Origin of the sequence: Photorhabdus sp. RM322S, assembly GCF_042879395.1 — a bacterium.
Lineage (GTDB): Bacteria > Pseudomonadota > Gammaproteobacteria > Enterobacterales > Enterobacteriaceae > Photorhabdus > Photorhabdus khanii.
Window position 1 is genome coordinate 39,883 of sequence record NZ_JBHFKW010000009.1, and the last position, 18,067, is coordinate 57,949.

20 protein-coding genes are annotated in these 18,067 nt (G+C 41.4%); 9 read left to right on the forward strand and 11 right to left on the reverse strand.

The annotated features are described in order from the left end of the window. The first annotated feature begins 1 nt into the window (after position 1). From ACGF63_RS07590 to ACGF63_RS07615, 6 genes are all read left to right on the forward strand, one after another. Complete coding sequence (locus ACGF63_RS07590) at positions 2-1,210, forward strand: phosphoribosyltransferase (protein WP_152963142.1); 1,209 nt, start codon at positions 2-4, stop codon at positions 1,208-1,210. A 2-nt stretch (positions 1,211-1,212) separates the two neighbouring features. Then, positions 1,213-1,875, forward strand: coding sequence for an HAD family hydrolase (locus ACGF63_RS07595; protein ID WP_152963143.1), 663 nt, complete (start codon positions 1,213-1,215; stop codon positions 1,873-1,875). A gap of 135 nt (positions 1,876-2,010) precedes the next feature. After that, positions 2,011-3,270 carry an adenylosuccinate synthase gene (locus ACGF63_RS07600; RefSeq protein WP_152963144.1) on the forward strand — a complete coding sequence of 420 codons (1,260 nt, stop codon included), beginning with the start codon at positions 2,011-2,013 and terminating at the stop codon, positions 3,268-3,270. 17 nt (positions 3,271-3,287) lie between these two features. Further along, positions 3,288-3,716 (forward strand): NUDIX domain-containing protein, encoded by a 429-nt coding sequence (locus tag ACGF63_RS07605; protein ID WP_152963145.1) that lies wholly within the window; start codon positions 3,288-3,290, stop codon positions 3,714-3,716. Positions 3,717-4,186: 470 nt separating this feature from the next. After that, positions 4,187-4,465, forward strand: a complete 279-nt coding sequence (locus tag ACGF63_RS07610; protein WP_036849677.1) for a type II toxin-antitoxin system RelB/DinJ family antitoxin — start codon at positions 4,187-4,189, stop codon at positions 4,463-4,465. Next, positions 4,443-4,688, forward strand: a complete 246-nt coding sequence (locus tag ACGF63_RS07615; protein WP_081738274.1) for a type II toxin-antitoxin system YafQ family toxin — start codon at positions 4,443-4,445, stop codon at positions 4,686-4,688. The genes ACGF63_RS07610 and ACGF63_RS07615 overlap by 23 nt, the downstream gene beginning before the upstream one ends. A 176-nt stretch (positions 4,689-4,864) precedes the next feature. Here the strand turns inward: ACGF63_RS07615 and ACGF63_RS07620 are convergent, their stop codons facing one another. From ACGF63_RS07620 to ACGF63_RS07665, 10 genes are all read right to left on the reverse strand, one after another. Continuing rightward, positions 4,865-5,170: a helix-turn-helix domain-containing protein gene (locus tag ACGF63_RS07620; RefSeq protein WP_132354721.1), complete on the reverse strand. Its 306-nt coding sequence runs from the start codon at positions 5,168-5,170 to the stop codon at positions 4,865-4,867. A 31-nt stretch (positions 5,171-5,201) separates the two neighbouring features. Continuing rightward, entirely contained in the window at positions 5,202-6,017 is an 816-nt protein-coding gene (locus tag ACGF63_RS07625) for a hypothetical protein (protein ID WP_036849675.1), read from the reverse strand. Positions 6,018-6,053: 36 nt separating this feature from the next. Beyond that, positions 6,054-6,599: a fimbrial protein gene (locus ACGF63_RS07630; protein WP_152963147.1), complete on the reverse strand. Its 546-nt coding sequence runs from the start codon at positions 6,597-6,599 to the stop codon at positions 6,054-6,056. A gap of 11 nt (positions 6,600-6,610) precedes the next feature. Further along, positions 6,611-7,102, reverse strand: a complete 492-nt coding sequence (locus ACGF63_RS07635) for a fimbrial protein (RefSeq protein ID WP_387629878.1) — start codon at positions 7,100-7,102, stop codon at positions 6,611-6,613. 13 nt (positions 7,103-7,115) lie between these two features. Next, on the reverse strand, positions 7,116-7,682 hold the full coding sequence (locus ACGF63_RS07640; RefSeq protein WP_036849672.1) for a fimbrial protein: 567 nt from the start codon (positions 7,680-7,682) through the stop codon (positions 7,116-7,118). Next, positions 7,675-8,268 (reverse strand): fimbrial protein, encoded by a 594-nt coding sequence (locus tag ACGF63_RS07645; protein ID WP_166291024.1) that lies wholly within the window; start codon positions 8,266-8,268, stop codon positions 7,675-7,677. The genes ACGF63_RS07640 and ACGF63_RS07645 overlap by 8 nt, the downstream gene beginning before the upstream one ends. Before the next feature lie 24 nt (positions 8,269-8,292). After that, positions 8,293-9,024: a fimbria/pilus periplasmic chaperone gene (locus tag ACGF63_RS07650; protein ID WP_198539188.1), complete on the reverse strand. Its 732-nt coding sequence runs from the start codon at positions 9,022-9,024 to the stop codon at positions 8,293-8,295. A gap of 123 nt (positions 9,025-9,147) precedes the next feature. Next, positions 9,148-11,703: an outer membrane usher protein gene (locus ACGF63_RS07655; RefSeq protein WP_036849669.1), complete on the reverse strand. Its 2,556-nt coding sequence runs from the start codon at positions 11,701-11,703 to the stop codon at positions 9,148-9,150. 19 nt (positions 11,704-11,722) lie between these two features. Continuing rightward, on the reverse strand, positions 11,723-12,274 hold the full coding sequence (locus ACGF63_RS07660; protein WP_387629881.1) for a fimbrial protein: 552 nt from the start codon (positions 12,272-12,274) through the stop codon (positions 11,723-11,725). 82 nt (positions 12,275-12,356) lie between these two features. Further along, complete coding sequence (locus ACGF63_RS07665) at positions 12,357-12,896, reverse strand: fimbrial protein (RefSeq protein ID WP_152963152.1); 540 nt, start codon at positions 12,894-12,896, stop codon at positions 12,357-12,359. 685 nt (positions 12,897-13,581) lie between these two features. On the opposite strand from ACGF63_RS07665, the gene ACGF63_RS07670 reads away from it, so the two are divergent. Continuing rightward, a complete protein-coding gene (locus ACGF63_RS07670) occupies positions 13,582-14,154 on the forward strand; it encodes a tyrosine-type DNA invertase (RefSeq protein WP_152963153.1) in 573 nt (190 codons plus the stop codon). A gap of 176 nt (positions 14,155-14,330) precedes the next feature. Here the strand turns inward: ACGF63_RS07670 and ACGF63_RS07675 are convergent, their stop codons facing one another. Then, positions 14,331-15,716: a phosphoethanolamine transferase gene (locus tag ACGF63_RS07675; RefSeq protein WP_157890163.1), complete on the reverse strand. Its 1,386-nt coding sequence runs from the start codon at positions 15,714-15,716 to the stop codon at positions 14,331-14,333. A gap of 829 nt (positions 15,717-16,545) precedes the next feature. Here ACGF63_RS07675 and ACGF63_RS07680 point away from each other — a divergent pair. Together ACGF63_RS07680 and ACGF63_RS07685 are read left to right on the forward strand one after the other, a co-directional pair. Next, complete coding sequence (locus ACGF63_RS07680; protein ID WP_036849665.1) at positions 16,546-16,818, forward strand: helix-turn-helix domain-containing protein; 273 nt, start codon at positions 16,546-16,548, stop codon at positions 16,816-16,818. Further along, positions 16,811-18,058, forward strand: a complete 1,248-nt coding sequence (locus ACGF63_RS07685; RefSeq protein ID WP_387629885.1) for a type II toxin-antitoxin system HipA family toxin — start codon at positions 16,811-16,813, stop codon at positions 18,056-18,058. The genes ACGF63_RS07680 and ACGF63_RS07685 overlap by 8 nt, the downstream gene beginning before the upstream one ends. Positions 18,059-18,067 lie beyond the last annotated feature (9 nt).

Below are 18,067 nucleotides of genomic sequence, written 5' to 3' on the forward strand. Positions count from 1 at the left end.
TATGTCCTGGACATTCTCTTTATCTCCGGCTTTGGATCTTCGCGCTATTGGTTTATTGGGTGAGTTGCGCGGCATACCTGAAGCAGGCTATTTAGCAAAAGAAGTCGTGTCGCTTCCGGGCTTACTCACAGAGACATCGGAATTCGTCGGTTCCCGCGGCGTTGCCTATTACGAACAAAAATCTTGCCAGGACCTATTAGCGACAGCGAAATATTACGCGGAGCACATCACTCAACTCCAGTGTACAGATGAGCTGTGTGCCACCCCATCAAAATATATATTAGCCGATCATATCCTGGCAAAGTTGCTCAGAGTTATTGATAGCTTATTAAGCTCTCCGCAAACCGTTAACGAAGATATTGTGCCGTTCATTGATGGGGTCAAAGAGTGCGCTAAAGTCGTCAGCTCAACACTGACAGGCACAGCATTCACTTTTTCATCCTCCTCGATCCGTGACCTGAAATTGCCGTTTTCTTCGGAACACAAAGTGCCCAGACCGTATATTGAAGGGGATAATCACCTGTTAACGTTAGCCGTGGCACAAATTGATGCATGCCCAAACGCCTCGGTTGTTGGCATTATGTTGGGAGGATCATCGGCGGCGGCAGTCACCGCAGCGGCATGGGGCAGCGATCTCAATTTAGTGAAAATCTCACGCTACGACGATGCATCTAATAAGAGCAATCGCCTGTGGGGACATGACATTCCGTCTGGGCAAACAGTGACGATTATTGATGATAATTGTGGAACAGGAGATACCTTACGTCAGGCGATCGACTTGGTGATAACGGAAACCGGGCAACGTCCGAAAGCACTAGCCATCGAACTACACTGGGAAAAACTATTACGTACCCGTACTTATGGGCATCCTGATCGTATATTTAGCCCCGAAACTTTAGATGTATTGACACCTTGGTGTTTCAGACATCATCGGGTACTAAACAGTTTGGTTACCCAGCTCTTAACTGATGGTAAATATGCTCATACAACCACTGCGGATTGGGTCGCCTATTCATACAGTTTGTTATCTGTCCTTCATGACACCCTGGCAGACTCAACATGGGCAACAAAATTATTGCGTTTTCTATCGAATCTGGAATCACAAACACCACTGAATTGTGAGCAACCAATAGATGCATTTAAGACCTTGGCACATCAATGCCCTGAATGTTCTGCTCGGAAAATTAGTTTGGAAAAGGGAAATAATTGATTATGGCAACAGCACATATTATTTGGGATTGGAATGGAACATTGCTTAATGACGTCAACGCAGCGTTAAATGCAACGAATTTTGCACTTGCTGAAATTGGCATTGGACCACTGACGCTGGAACAATATCGGGAATATTATTGTGTTCCGGTACAAGCGTTCTATAAACAAGTGATTGGGCGTGAACCCTCATCCTCTGAATGGTCAGTGATCGGAAACACATTTAATCTTCACTATCGACCGGGCCTGCAAAAAGCCAGTTTAACTGAAGGCGTAAGCCAGTTACTTGCTTCCCGCTATCAAGCTGGTGCTACTCAATCATTATGCTCACTGATGCAACATGATGAATTGTTGCCTATGATTGACAATCATGGCATTGGCAAATTCTTTACCTGTATAGATGGCAGAAATACGCCATTATTGACAACCGGCAAATCAGTGCAATTGGTTAATCACGTAAAAAACCTCAATATTTCCCCTGAGCAAAGTGTTGTTATTGGTGATGCTACTGATGATGCCATTGCGGCATTAGCGGCAGGTACTCATGCCATTCTATATACCGGGGGAACCCACAGCCGTATAAGTCTTGAAACCGCAGGTGTCCCCATTGTTGATACCTTAAGTGAAGCATTATTAATAGCCGATTCGCTGGTATATAAACAATAAAAAGGGATTTATTAAAAATAACTGCCAAAAATAACCATAATAAAAAGAAATCTGTTTGGTCATTTAAAAATAAATGATTAAAGATAAAGTTTAACTATTATCTATGCTAACTCCATAAATAAAAGGAATAAATTTATGTTAATTTCTGTCGTTGGACTCCAATTCGGAGATGAAGGGAAAGGAAAATTTGTTGACTATTTATCCGTTAATATTAATAACGTCGCCAGATTTAATGGCGGAGCAAATGCCGGCCATAGTGTACAATGTGGAAACATAAGAGGATCATTCTCCCAATTACCCTCATCATTGAATGAAAAAAATTTATATATATGTCAAGGAGCGTTAATTAGCCTACCGATACTCATTAAAGAGATTGATTTCATACAAAAAGAAAACATTAACTCTAACATATTTATCGATCCCCGCTGCCATATTGTTTTACCATTACATGCCGAGCTAAATAAAGCATCAGAGAAATATAAAGGTAAAAATAAAATAGGCTCGGTTGGTATCGGCGTCGGTGCCTGTGTTGAAGATAAATCTAATCGTCATGGTATCCGGCTTATTGATACCTTAGATAAAGAGAAATTAAGAACTAAATTAGAATTTCTTTGGGATATCAGGGAAAAACAGATTAATCATGTTTTTAATGAAGAAGCCACATTAGATTTTGAAGAGATGTTAGAAAAAACGCATCAATATGGCAAGAGAATAGAGCCTTATTTCACATTCACCAATGAAGTTATCGGTGATTTACTGAATGCTGGAGAAGATGTTTTACTTGAAACATCACAAGCCACTTTCTTAGATAATAGTTTCGGTACTTATCCTTATACCGTAGCGTATCAAACATTAGTTCAAACTTGTTTTGCTATGATAGGTATACCGGCGCAGAAAATACATATTGTCGGTGTGATGAAATCCTATATGATCCGCGTAGGCAACGGACCATTCCCCACAGAATTATCTGACGAGAAAGCTGACTATATTCGGGAACGTGGAAACGAATATGGTACCGTTTCAAAAAGACCAAGACGTTGTGGCTGGTTGGATTTATCTCTGATTAAACATGCGGTAAAACTCAATGGGGTAACCGAACTGGCAATCACGAATGTTGATGTTCTTGCTGGCTTACACGAAATAAAAGCGGCTATTGCATATGACATTGACGATGAAATCGTGAGTTGTGATAACGCATTATTACAGTTAGATAGAGCAAAACCTATCTATAAAACCTTTAAATGCTGGGGAGAGCTTAACGGATCATATACACACTTGGCAGAGCTTCCCACCGAATTGATTAACTTCTTGTCTTTTATTCAAGACTATGCTGGAGTTCCTATCAAGTACGTCTCATATGGACCAGATAGAAATCAAACATTAGTCATTCAATAATAATAGTGGAAAAAATAATGATTCATTATGTAACTGGATTTATGTTTTCTAAAGATAAAAAACATGTCGCTTTAATCTCAAAATTACAACCCAGTTGGCAAACAGGGAAACTTAACGGGATTGGCGGTAAAATAGAGGCAGGTGAAAACCCTCAACAGGCAATGGCAAGAGAATTCGCTGAAGAAGCAGGAATTGAAACACGCCCTGAAGAATGGCGACTATTTACTGTCTTAACTCGCCCTGACGTTTATCGGGTAAATTTTCTCTCTATGTGTGATGATCGGGTTTATTCTGCAAAATCTATTGAAAAAGAGATCGTCAATATCTATGAAACAAATGCATTACCCGATAATGTTATCTATAACTTACGTTGGTTAATTCCAATGGCTGCCGATGAGCATTTACGTTTCGATAAAGAAATTGAAATAACAGAAATGCGGGGTTAGATGCGGTGTTATTGGTATAATGTATATTTTATGTAATTAATACTGTTGCAAATACGGAAGCACCTGTATCTGAAATGGGTGCTTCCGTAGTCAGAGAACACATTTTTTAATGATGGGAATGTCAGATAAACACGCTGAGTATCACTCATCACAAAAAACCTTTAAAACAAAAAGCTTTCTAATTTTATCGTGGAATTTCAATAAAATAGAACAACCAACAAAAAACCAATAATTGCTTCTATGAATTTAAAAAAAATTGATAATACTCTTAATTTTTTCACTCTTGTGACTGCTCCCCGCCGTAAAGAGGGTGTCGTAAAAGCTCAATGAATCTTTCAGTTATATCATTAAATAAATCAACATCCGTATCATACTCTTTAACTGCTTCCTCACCATTGGCAAGTAAGAAAAAGTTGAATTCAAGTTTATTTGTGGGCACAATGTACTCACAACATAATGAGGAGGATATCATGCAAACAAGTATTAAGACACGGATCTCCGAAGAGCTGAAAAACAACGCTATGACTGTCCTGAATGATTGTGGCCTCACCGTCAGCAGTGCCATTCGTCTATTCTTAGAACAAGTTGTGCAATCTCAAGGGTTACCCTTTGAAGTTAAACGACGCCCCTCTACTAAGACACTGGCAGCCTTACAAGAAGCCAAAGAACTGGAAATAAAAGCAGAACATCGTTATCACTCTGTAGAAACCATGCTCAAGGGACTGAATGATAAACAACAAACGGAGTAAATTACCCCGACGGATAGAGTATACACGTACTTTTGCAAAGTCTTGGGAACGTTATAATCGGGCTGGTCGTAGAAATATGAACGATATGATTGAGGTTATGAAACTGATTTTTTCAGATAAAGAGTTACCGGAAAAATATCTCGATCATGAGTTAAAAGGAGCAGAATGGGAAGGCGCAAGAGAGTTACACGTTGGTGGTGACTTTATTCTAAAATTTCAATAAATATTTCAGTTATAGCATTAATGATTGTTAAAAAAATAAAATAAATAGATAAGAATAAACTATTCATTTATTGTGGCGATATCACTGACAAAAAACCATTAAAGTGACCGTTCCGTCGGTCACGAAACTCAGCCATCAACCGGTTTATATCTTCCCCCTATTTAAGCCATAATCAGTTAACATCCAAATTTACCCAATGTCGCTTCCGCAATAGGAATATATTGGTCTGTTAATTTACTGACGCTGTTATTGGTTGCAGGATAACAACAATCAAGGAAAAACCAGTTTATCGGTGTATCCAATATTGAAGCAATCTGCACCAAATGGGATAAATTAATGCGGTTTATCCCTCTCTCATAGCGTGAAAGTTGTTGTTGGCTGATAGCTATTTGCTCCGCCAATTTTACTGCGGTCATGCCTAATTCTTTCCTTCTTTTCTGAATACGCTTCCCTACTAATAGATGATCTTGTCTCATTTTCATCCCAACCTTTAGCTTAAAATAACACCCTATTTTATGGCATTGCCAAAATTATTGCCCCTGATCCAGAAAAAGGACCGGCTTCTACTTTGCCATTTTTCTGTAAAACTGATTTCACCATAACTGGTACGCTTCCTCCAGCCGGTACAAAAACAGAAACACCCTCTTCGCCTCTTCTATTATTTAATAACAACTGGGCTTTTAAACTACCATCACTTCTCAACGGTACGAATCCCCTATCAGGACCCGTCGCTGTCACAACAATCTCTATATCTCTATTACAGGTCACATTAATATTCTCAGTTCTGCTTGCGCCTTCCAATTCTGCTTCATCAATATTACCGTAATTAAGTTCAACTGACCCCTCACTTACTTGACAAAAACCTATCGGAGGGGGTGCAACACCACATAAAGATCCCGGCAATAGTCTCCCTCTAAAACCATTTCGATCAGTTTCATAAAACAACCCCACACATTCCTGATGAAACTGAATAGCCGGGCCAACATGTTTTGCAATTCCGGTAATTGGAAAACTGGTTTGTTTCAATATCTGAGCCTGAACTTGTTTCATCGTCCTGTATCTCTCTACACGGATATTGAATAGTTTATATGGCTGCCCTGAATAACCGTCTACACTATGACGATGGTTAACAGACACCCAACACGCAGAATAACCATAACAAGGATTTGGCGTAAAATCGTTTTCTTCGTCCCAACGTTCAATCACAAAAGTATAATAGGCATTTGTCGGAACACCTTCAGATTTAGTGATATATGAAAATATTGATGCCGCAGCACCTGATGAGAACAGCGATAAAAATACCAGACAAGCAGAGAATAATTTTTTCATTTACTTACCTAATAAAATAAAACCAAAACTGTGCGATTAGTCATAGTTGAGATTAAATGTCACAATAGCATGAAACACGCCCCGTTTTATCGTCTGGTTAACCAACGCCGTTGGTTCAGCCTGCACATACGCTTTCAGGATAATCACGTTTTCACCCTCTTTTAGCGGATAGGCATCCCCGTCTTTATTCAACGGCAACCGTTTGCCTTCAGCCGTTTCGATACCAATGGCAATCCCGGAAGCCTGGCTACCCGCGCCTAATGCTAATAAACCCGGAAGTTGTGTATTTTCCACCCCATTGAATGTCAGTTTAATAGATTTCCCCACACTCATATCACAGCCAGACAGCTTTAGCTGAAAAGGCTCACTATGGGTCCTGCCATGCATATACAAATATTTTTCAGCAATCGTGCCCAAATCGAGCCGGATATCTTCATCACCCGGTTTAATCGTGCAGGGTTCTTCAACCAATGCGCCGTAAAAACGCATATTATCCGCAGCCTGTACCAGCTGATTGCCATAAACCGCCGTAGTAACAATCATAAAACTAACGCGCAACACGAATAACTTGAAATAGTTCATTGGCTTTCCTTTCACTGGTATTCCGCCAGTAATGTCGCCGTCACTTCAAATGCCCCTTCTGGTAACGTGCTTCCCGGTTTTTTCACCGGCACAGCCTGTATCACCGGCAGTTTCTGTGATGTCACCGGAACACGTTTGTTAAGAGTGAATGCTTTACCATCCAAAGTCAGACGAATACCCAAATTGGTGATATTCGTTTTCAAAGCAGCAGCATCAAATGAAGTCTGTGGGCCAATCACCGTCAATCCTAAACTCCAGCCTGAAACATTAGGCGCACACACCAATTGATAATTCACCGGTTGGGTATAATTCACCCCATCCACCTGATGTATTCCAACGTTATGACCGAAATAGATGTCAATCATATTACCGTCATTAATAATGCAAGGGGGCGGTTCAAGCAGTGTGCCATGAAACCACATATTATCTGCCGCCTGCCCCGGCATCACGCTGATCAATCCCAGGAAAACCGTCCAGAAAGCACAATAAATCAAATGCTTCATCAGTGTCTCCTGTTCATTGGTATTCAACCATCATCGTGGCAGCTGCGCCAAAACCACCACCTTTCAATACTGCCGTCATATTTTTTACCGGCACCGCATGTAACTCAGGAAAATCCGGGTAGGTAAATTTCATCCAGTCATTGACGAGTAATCTCTGTCCGTTATGAATAACCGCGATACCAAGCCCAGAGTGATTGGTTTGTAACACTGCCCGGTCAAAACTGGCAGTGTTACCCGATATCATCATTTTCATCGCATTGGCCGGCATTTTTTCACATTTCACCGTGTACTTAACCGGCTTCATGTAATTAACCCCATCAATACGAGTAATCATCACTTCACCAAAATCCACATCAATAGTATTACCATTATTAATCACACAAGGTGGAGGCGCGATAACAACGCCATAAATATTGACCGGCGTTTTACCCGAAAGACTACTCACTGGCGTTGCTGCGACGTTTACCCTTTTTGTCGGTAAATCAGCCTGAACACCAGCACTCAGCAGACAACCCAGCAGTAATACAACCCATTTTTTTCGCCTGCGGTATGGCTTTCTTATTCGCAGAGGCTTAGTCATAATTCACCCTAAAATCCACCACTGCCCAGTAATGCCCGACCTCCAATGCTCCCGACGTTCGCACCGGCGTCACGTAATACACCAGACTATCCTGCCCCGCTGCCACAAAATGCGGGCGTCCCCGTTCTCCCAATCGGACATCATTGTTAGCAGTATCTGTGATCTGCAATCCCAACCCGGTGATACCCGCCACCCGTACCAGATGAGGATAATCCCGATCCGCCGCAGCCACAAAACTGACGGTCACCACCGGCTGCAAGTTACTCCACGTCAGATTGCCTGTCCGGGTATCTCGCACCGCCCCTTTGGTCCGTAAACAGTCGCGGAATTTCAGGGTGAACGGTATCGGCGTGCCTTTATCTCCCGGCTGGCGTAAATCACTGTTCAGCGTCGTCCCCAAACTCACTTCCTGCCACTCAGAAGTCATATCCAGACGGCACGCCGCCTCAGTTAACATACCAAACACATGCAGTTCACCGTGGTGACTATCTATATCCGCAACCCGGTTCTCCACCGCCTGACTCACCGTCACCGGTATCAGTAAGATCGCCAACACCAGTGCGCAACCTGCCCGCTTTATGTTCATTGTCGCTCCTCGCGGCTTCGCCCGTTACGACGAACGTTCAGCCACCTGACACTGGTTTCCTGCACAGCTAAAAGTCAGTTGTGGCCGGCCACCAAAATCATTGACGTAGGTCAGTACCGGCGCACTTCCCAAAGCCCCCGCACTCCCACTCAGCACCGCACTGCTTTTTGGCGCCACCATCAATGGCTTAAAATCCGCCACAGTTTTCCCTTTAAGCTGATTCGACGCATCCACCACGGTGATGTAATACGGAGTCGGGTTGTTCACCTGATATTGATCCCCCTGACGTGTCAGTGTCATCTTCTCCTGCCACGGGTTATCCAGATCAGTGCGACTGGCAAAAATCGCCTTTGGCCGATAGAACAGTTTTATCCGAGTTTGCAGCGCAATTTGCAATGTGTTCGGTTTCTTGCTGCGCGGCGGAATTTCACGCAAATTAAAATAGAACAGGCTTTCCCGGTCCTGTGGCAGCTGTGCTATTGCCGGCAGTGACTGTATTTTCACCTGGCTCTTTGCCCCCGGCTCCACTCGCTGCACCGGCGGTGTCACCACTAACGGACCATTGATTTTGTTACCCTGTTCATCTTCTATCCAGCCCTGAGCCAGGTACGGCAACTCTTTGTTCTGGTTGCTGATATCCATACTGGTGGATTTATCCTCACCGTTAAACACTATCCGGGTACGATCCAGTGCAATGGCCGCCATTGACTCACTGACCACTGACAAACTCAGGGCTGCGATCGTTACTGCATTCATTGTTTTCTTCAATTTCATGCTCAATTACTCATTCTCAGAATATGTCATTTCAGCGTCATTACGGGTCACCGCGATAAGTTCTGGTGACAGCAACAAGGTTTTCACGCTGCCTGTTAGTTGAAACTATGGCTGCTTATTACCGCCAGCCAACTGGCAAGGCAGTAATAACGAGGCCATCTCTTCGACTATTGATAATTCATGCGGCAGTTCAATCACACACTGCAACTCCCCATCCCAGCGTACATCCAGTTTCTCCCCCGGATTTATCCCGCTCAGGTAGGTATTCCCACCATCATTGACGATGCCAATCTCCCGTTTATCCTGATTCAATACGGTGGCCCCAAACGGAGGTATACTCCCGTCCGACAAACGGATCATGCTCATCGCTTTCTCACCGGATATCACCTGAAATTTACGGTAGCCAATCGCCCCTTCCGTCAGCGTCGCTTGTTGTACCGACCGTATTGCTTCCACATTGTCCGGTAGCTTATTCAAATCAATACTCGCACTGTTGCGGTAATAGTTGTTTACATCAGAGATCACCGCCTTACCGAACATATTGGTATGGGTAATCGCACCGAAGCCTTTCACCGGGACACCCCCGACACCATCGGTATCTACCATCAGACGCGTCGTACCCGGCGTATTGATGCGATGCAATGCCGCACCTTCTGACGTGACAGTCACCCCACCCTGAACAGCAAGCGCCGCCGAGGTATAACGCCCATCCTGATAACTCGCACTTGTCGTCAGTTGGGCAAGATCACCGTAATGGGTTAAATAGCCGTTAGCCGCTGCCTTACCGTCAATACTGGTACCCGCCGCTAAACGATAGCTGCTGTTTTCATTAATCCGGTCGTAATAACCTACCGTATTGGAATTACCTTTGCGGTTGACCATCGCGTTATAACTGATCGTTCCTGAATTCCCCCACGGCAGGGATAACGTCATATACATGCCATCGTCATTCTTACCTTCATATTTATTACGATAAGCCGATAGGTTCAGGTTAATATTCTTAATGGTTCCAATACCGAAATAGCGTGATACCGATATGTTGTAGCGATCATTGTTCGACTGGTTCCAGTAAGTCTGGTGGCTGTAGTTCAGATAAGTACTGATCCCTAAATCCGTGAACTGTTTATTCAACATAATGGTATAAAGTTCTTTATTACTCTCCGCATCCCCATCGTGATAACGGCGATCCAAATACTGGCTCATGCTCATGAAGTCACGTTCTGAGAAGCGATAACCCGCAAACGTCACCTGACTGTCATATTCCTCAAAACGCTTGGAATAACTGAGACGATAAGAGCCGCCGGTCAAAGTTTTACCCTCATCCGGTAAGCGGGCACGGGATTCAGTCACATCAAACGACAACGCACCGAAGGCCATCAGATCACGCCCTACCCCCAACGACAGCGCGTTATAATCTCCGGCCCCCAATAACCCACCATACAGTGACCAACCGTTGTTTATCCCCCAGGAAAATTCGCCCAACCCAAAGCCGTTCCCCTCACTATGGTGCTTCCAATTGGTCGGCTTACCCGCCGCCAGTTTGTACTGCACCCGGCCCGGACGGGTCAGATAAGGAATGCTCGCTGTATCGACCTGAAATTCCTGTATGCCACCATCCTGTTCTTCCACCCGGACATCCAGTTTGCCACTGACCGCATCATTGATGTCCTGAATACGGAATGGGCCGGGCGCAACCTGAGTCTCATATAACACCCGGCCCTGCTGACGAATGGTCACTCTGGCATTGGTTTTCGCCACGCCAGTCACCTCCGGCGCATAACCACGCAGGTTTGGCGGCAACATATTGTCATCCGTCACCAGACTCGCCCCGGTAAAACGAAAGCTGTCAAAAATACCTGAATTGAGATAATCCTCACCCAGTGTCAGTTTGGCCTGCCAATGCGGTATCGCCCGATACATATAGTAACGGCTCCAATCCCAATTTCTCTCTGTACTCCCTTCCCGTCCAGTGATGTGGTTATATTGTGACTGCCAATCTGCCCGCAGACGCCACGCCCCAAAGTTTATCCCGGTTGTGCCGTTGGCACTGATATTATGATTCTCATTTCCCTTAGCCGGCTTAGATACCTGAGCGTTGACGTTATAATCAAACATCATTCCCAAAATCCCTTCATCCCAACGTGATGGCGGATCCCAGTCTGATGAGCTGTATTCAAGATAAGCTTGCGGCACACTCAGATATAACGTATCGCTGCCCAAATCGCCGCGCACCATCATTCCTGGCAGCGTGTTAATTTCCAGACACTGATTATTGTTCCACCAAGTAATCTTTGATTCCCATTCCGCCCGCAGTCCTAGCTGCTTCACCATATCAGGCGGCAGACAGGCCACACTGCCCTTCGGATCATCCGGTGGCACCATAAAAGTCACCGGCATCTCAGACAGCTCGTTTTTATTCAGGCGTATCATCATCTGGTAATCCCCCGGCATAATATAACCAGCACGGGAAAACTCTTTTAAATCAATCCGCGAACGATCCTGAACATCCAATACGTCGGTATTAAATTCAATTTCTTCTTCCGCATACGCAACATGAGTCCCAACCAAGGCAAGTAATCCCAAAACAGTAAAAGAATTCAGGACACGCCGAACCGGGACCACCCTGTCATGTTCGGCGGTCAAACCAAAAAACAAAACCATAACATTCTCTGATCGATGATTAGTGATAATCCAGCTTGAACCGGACAGTGGTTCGATACTGCCCCGCCTGCAATAACTGGTGATTACCCACCAATCGCATCGCGTAACTAAGAGTCATATGCCCTTCCTGTAAATCCCCCACAGGTAATGGCGTTCCCGGATAAGCCTGATTGCCGTATATGTCAGTAATTTGCAACGCGACACCTCGTGCTACACCATACAATCGAAAATTATTCCCATCAGGCATGCCGTCAAACGTCATCTGAAAGCGATGCCAGTCAGGCTTCCCCAATGTGGCAGAGGTCAGTACGCAATTAATCAGGTGGATGGAAAAGGGGCGAGCAGGTACCTGTCCATCATGTACTATCCGGCTTACCGGAGCCGTGGCTAACGCGATCGTCTGGTCACGACTACCTGCGTCAATCGCACAAGCCGAATCAATAATGGCGCCTTGCATGCTAACGCGACCATGCCCTTGTGTTCCTCGTGGTACAGTCGCTTCAGCGCCGGCAGCAATGCAGGAAAACATTAGCAGGCAGGGCACCACCACAACGGCAGAATATCGGCTCATGACTTCTCTCCGACCAAATTCATTCAAAATTTTTGATTAGGAAACACCTGCCTCCCTGTAGGCGTTTCCATGCATGAAAGAGTTATTGATAAGTCAGTTGGAAATTGGCAATGCCGGTGAAATCACCCGGAACAACTGCATCAAGCCCGGTATCACCCTGAAGATAAGCAGCGAAGTTCAGATCATTACTACCATCATGCAGTGCTACTGCGGGAGAAGGGGTACCCAGTTTAATCTTATTGCCACCCCCATCAGTGATCGCAATGCCTGCGCCTTTAGCCGATCCTTCAATACCCAGCAGATCATCACCGCCAGTGATACTGGATTTGGCACCGGTAAACGTGGTTGTTACTGTATTTATCGTTTCAGTCGTGCAGTTCTCTAAAGAAATTTTGAACGACTTAGAAGAAGAACGACCGCCGTTTTTCAAAGACGCGTTAGAGATAGAACCCAATGGTACAATCTGATCAACCGTTTCCGGGGTGATTGAACAAGGCGCATCAATGATAGAACCCGTAAAAGTCACAGTCCCATGACCTTGGCTAGGATTAGCCGCATTTACAGAACCCGCGACCAAAGCCATGCCCAATCCCAGAGCCATAACCAATTTATTCAATTTCATGTAAATTAATTCCTTGAATTTAAGGATAAAATACCCATAACCATAAAAAAATAGCAGCGCAGGATTCCCGATCCATGCACCCGATATCCGGCACAAAATAGGGTTTCAAAATTTCGGATTAATATTTTTTAAAACCAAACAAAATGCACCAAACTGTTTTATTTGGTTAAAAATACTAATAAGACATAATAATTTAGAGTAAAAATTCAAAATTTCATATTATTTAAAATTAATAACCCAAGTAATTAATTAATATCTGACTGAATTCAGATGAATTGACTGATATTTTACAATGTAATTTAAATTACTTACTGAAAATAGTAAAAAATATCTAAGAAAATATATATATTATAAATAGTTAAATATTGGCAATCTGGAATTACACTAAATTTGACTTAAGAGGTAGTTTTGTAGGAACATATTTACAGTTTGGTGCATTCTGTTTAGTTTCTTTTTATTGTCTAATAGTTTCCAAATATATAATTACAAAGTTTACAAGCTGATATTTTCTATTAAAAAATGACGATTTATAACTATCTGAAAAAGGTATTTATAGATTTTGTCCAAAATAAATAGAATTACCAGCCAATAATTTTATAAAAGCTCTATTAATTGATATATTCCGGTAGATTAATATTATTTTCTACCAATAACTATCTGCTCAAATTTCACAGGAACTATTTTCATGAAGAAGCGTAAATTCTTAACAAGACATGAAATTAATGCGATTTTAGAAAAAGCACGTCAAGGTCGTCACGCTGAGAGAGATTACTGCATGATACTCATGTGCTTCATTCATGGGTTTAGAGTCAGTGAACTCTGTAATCTAATGCTATCCGATCTTGATCTTAACTCGGAAATTATTCATGTAAGGCGGCTAAAAGGAGGATTATCAACAACACATCCACTGGTTCCAGAAGAAATCAGCGCGTTAAATCAATGGCTTAACATAAGGAAGCAGTGGAGAGAATCAGATACATCGTGGGTCTTTTTATCGCAAAAATCAGGTGCGATTTCACGCCAGCAAGTTTACGGTTTATTAAAACGTTATGGCAAGCAAGCATTAGTTAATATTTCACCTTACCCACATATGTTAAGACATGCTTGCGGTTATGCTCTCGCTGATTTGGGAAAAGATACACGCCTTATTCAAGATTACCTCGGGCACAGAAATATATCTCATACCGTTATTTACACAGCAAGTAATGTAAAACGGTTCTCCAGAATATGGGAAACACCTTCAAAAGGGCTCGACTAATCTCAATTAACGCAAGAAAAGTTGGCTCAAGTCATAGTGTTAACAAAATGCGGATGATGGTAAGAGGACTTTTTCTCCCTGAATTTTATTCAAGGAGAAAACCCGCTCACCTCATTTAATTTTACACAACAGTTTAATAATCAATAAAATTATTATTTAAAATAATTAAAAATAGATTAATGACTATTTTTCACCGAGACGAATTGTGTATCGAGGAAATCTTCATTCAACTCATCATAATCTTTAACTTCATTTTCAAATGTAATAATCTTACCTTGCCCACTACATTGGCTATTAGATATCATATTGCAATCATCGGGGATCTTTTTTTCCTTTATTCCAATCCATTGAGAAAATAAAGTTAGAAAATGTAATCCACTTCTTTGCGCTGTTATTTTTTCACGATGAAAATAATCGTTTCCGGTAATAAAAAAAGGCACCTGAAAACTCTGTTTATTCTTGTCATTATGTGTCAGATTTTCCTGCTCGGTTCCTTCATCAACATGAGAAAGACCATGATCTGAAAAATACATCATAGTCCATTTTAAATGATTATCATTCGCCTCAGACACAATTTCAGAAAGAAGCTTGTCTGTATTAGCGATACTTTTTATATAACAGGAAATTTCTTTCGATTGTAAAAAAAGATCATATTTTCCATTAGTTCTGACGCATGCCTGTGGATGAGACCCCATCAGATGAATAACAATCAGCTTTTTCTTCTTTTCTGACATTAACGCCTTTTTAATATAAGGCATCAATTTATCATCAGGTAAATAAAGCCTGTCATCAGAACTGCCGCTTTTCAGAAAATTAAAACTATCTGCCTGCTGCCCAATTAAAGCGACCGGAGAATCAAAAGCACTCTTCATACCTTGGTTAGATATCCAATAAGTATAAAACCCTGCTTTTTTCGCCAACGTTATGACACTGTTGTTTAAATTGATAGTATTGTCGTCTTTCAGAGCAAGTGAGTTCGTCAAAGACAGCTGGGTAGACGCCGATGATGAAATATAATTTGTAAATATCTTGCCATTGGCTTTGTCCAGCCACGGCGTATTATTATAAGGAAAACCATATGTATTCATAAAATCTTTTCTAACACTTTCACCAATTACCATTATATATGTTTCATATTTATCCTCTTCCACCACCGGCTGCCATGAATCCTTCTGTTTTATTATTTCAGCAAATTTAACCCTTTCAGAATTAACTTCATTATAGCTCTCCACCAGATCGCTAAAAAATCTGACTTCAGGTAAACCAGAAGCTAATATACTAAAATCAGGATTAAAATCAGACTTTATATATCCTCTCACCGGTGACCAAAAAGCTGACAATACAAAAAAAAGAGACAGAAATATGACACTATTTCGCTTAAAAGTTATTTTTAGCTTGAAAGAAAAAAACATTAAGACAATGATTGCCAACGCAACTAAATAGGTAAACAAAGGAAGCCCACTGATGAATTCAATAGCTTCATTTTTGTTGGTATAAATTAAAGATCCTACTGAATTAATATCAGGATAACCATAAGTCAACCCTACTGGAGAATAAACCACACCAGTTAATCCAATAGCAAGTATAAAGATACAATATATAGAGAAGCTAAAATTAGATAACAATATTAGAATCGAAAAAGCACTGAATACATATATAAACTTTAATTGATACCCAAGACTTAAATGGGCTAAGGTGAGAAAGCTAAATAAGCACACCAAAGTGAACGCGTCTCGGAATTTTTTACTTAATAACATAACTAACTCGTTTCCTTAATTTATAGAAGAGATACTCAAAAATTTATAATTTTTTCTTACCAATATGGATAATTTTGCAAAATTAAAATATCTATGGTTGATCAATCCCCAGCTTGAATGCAATCCGTTGTGCTAATATTTTGTTCAACACGATTATATTCCACATATCATCTATTCTTTATGCAACTTTAAACGACATCACTCAGATTTTTATACTAAATAGTAAAACGAATACCTAAAAAACACTTTATCATCTCTCTGTCGTTTAGTTCAGAACTTCTTTAGTCAGTTAGGATATAAGATTTTTAGTTATTGATCTGCAATATTTGATTAAAAATATGTAAATAAATTGCGTTTTCCTATTAATAACAAAAATTCTGGGATTTTCTGGTTGTGCTCATTATCTGTGAGCTATAATTATGCACATAAATTATGATCTGGAGTGTGTTATGAAAACAGCTGCAAGTAGTAGAAAAAAGGGTCAAAATCAAAGATAAATAATGTACTTAATCCATAAGATCTAAAAGCCCTGGCGTTCACCATCAAAAAATTGCCACTATGATAGCAAAAAATGGCAAAAATACCCTATTTTTGCTATCATAGTAGCAATATTTCCAATTCAATAGGTGCTGAAATGCTATCACTAAATACCCCATACGACACTCAGATTGCGTTTAAGACATATCTGAAGAAAGTTCGCAAAAACCGTAAGTTATCCATTGAGGCACTAGCGCAACATTCCGGTGTCCCTAACAGTACGATTCGAAAGTTTGAAGCAACAGGTAATATCTCTTTAAGACAATTCTTAATGCTTTATGATGCACTGTGCAATCTCAATGATATTCATCAGATAACCAAAATAAAACCCCATCCCCAAAGTATCGAAGAGGTTTTAAAACATGCTTAATATCCCTTTACTGGTAAAGCGCAGATTCAGTAATGGAAACGTGGAGAACGTCGGTAAATTAGCTGAAAACAGCAGCGGAGTTTACTTTCAATACGATGATAATTATTTATCAGCACATAAAAGCTCTATTGCTCCATTTAATCTCGAGTACGATGATTCATTGCAAAAAGCACCCTATCAACCTCACTACGGATTACATGGCGTTTTTGGTGATAGCTTGCCCGATGGATGGGGATTATATTTGATGAATCGCGTTTTCCGCCAAAATGGTTATATTCCCCAAAATATCACAGCATTGGAAAGACTGGCGTTTATCGGCAATCGTGGCCCTGGCGCTTTATCCTATGAGCCTGAAATACAAATTGAAAACAGAGACAAATATCAAGATATAGAACTCATTACATTAGGTACAGAAGCCGTTAAAGAATTTGAAGGAACGGAATCTCACCTAATAGCACACCTAATGAACGCAGGGAGTTCAGGTGGTGCAAGACCAAAACTTAATGTAACCAAACTGGCAAATGGGACTTTTACCACAAAACAAGATGCTATTGGCGAAAAACTGATTATCAAATTGACCTCAGAAAAATTTGCGCTAGGGCATCATGAAAGCCTTGTTGAATATATCTATATGAAAATAGCAGAACGCGTAAATATTGAAGTTTCCGATTTTGAGTTATTTGATGCCGGGAATGGGCAATATTGGTTACAGCAATCCCGTTTTGACTGTATAGGTGAACAAGGGCGTTTTCATATGATTTCTGCTTGCGGGTTACTGGATGCTCCTTTCAGAGAACCTTCGCTGGATTATATCGAATTGATCAAAGCGACCCGAATGTTATGTAACACTAATGAAGCCAAGAAATTTCTCTACAGAGCCATATTTAACTATCTGATGATAAACCAAGATGACCATGCAAAGAACTTCGCTTTCCTGGCCGACGATAATGATAACTGGCGTATTTCCCCTTTCTACGACATTATGTATAGTCCATCACGCTATAATGAACATATGACAGCTTTCAATGGCTATGGCTCGAAAATAACAAAACAGACAATGGGATTAATGGCAGGTCAGGCCGGGTTAGCAGGCGCAAAAGCGATTATGAATATAGCCGCTGAAATTTATGACATAGCCAAAGATTTTCATACAGAAGCAGAACATGTTGGTATTCCAGCAATTTTAGCCAGAGAAATTCAACGAAATATTGACAACAGATGGAACACATTGAAAGAATAATCCTACAAC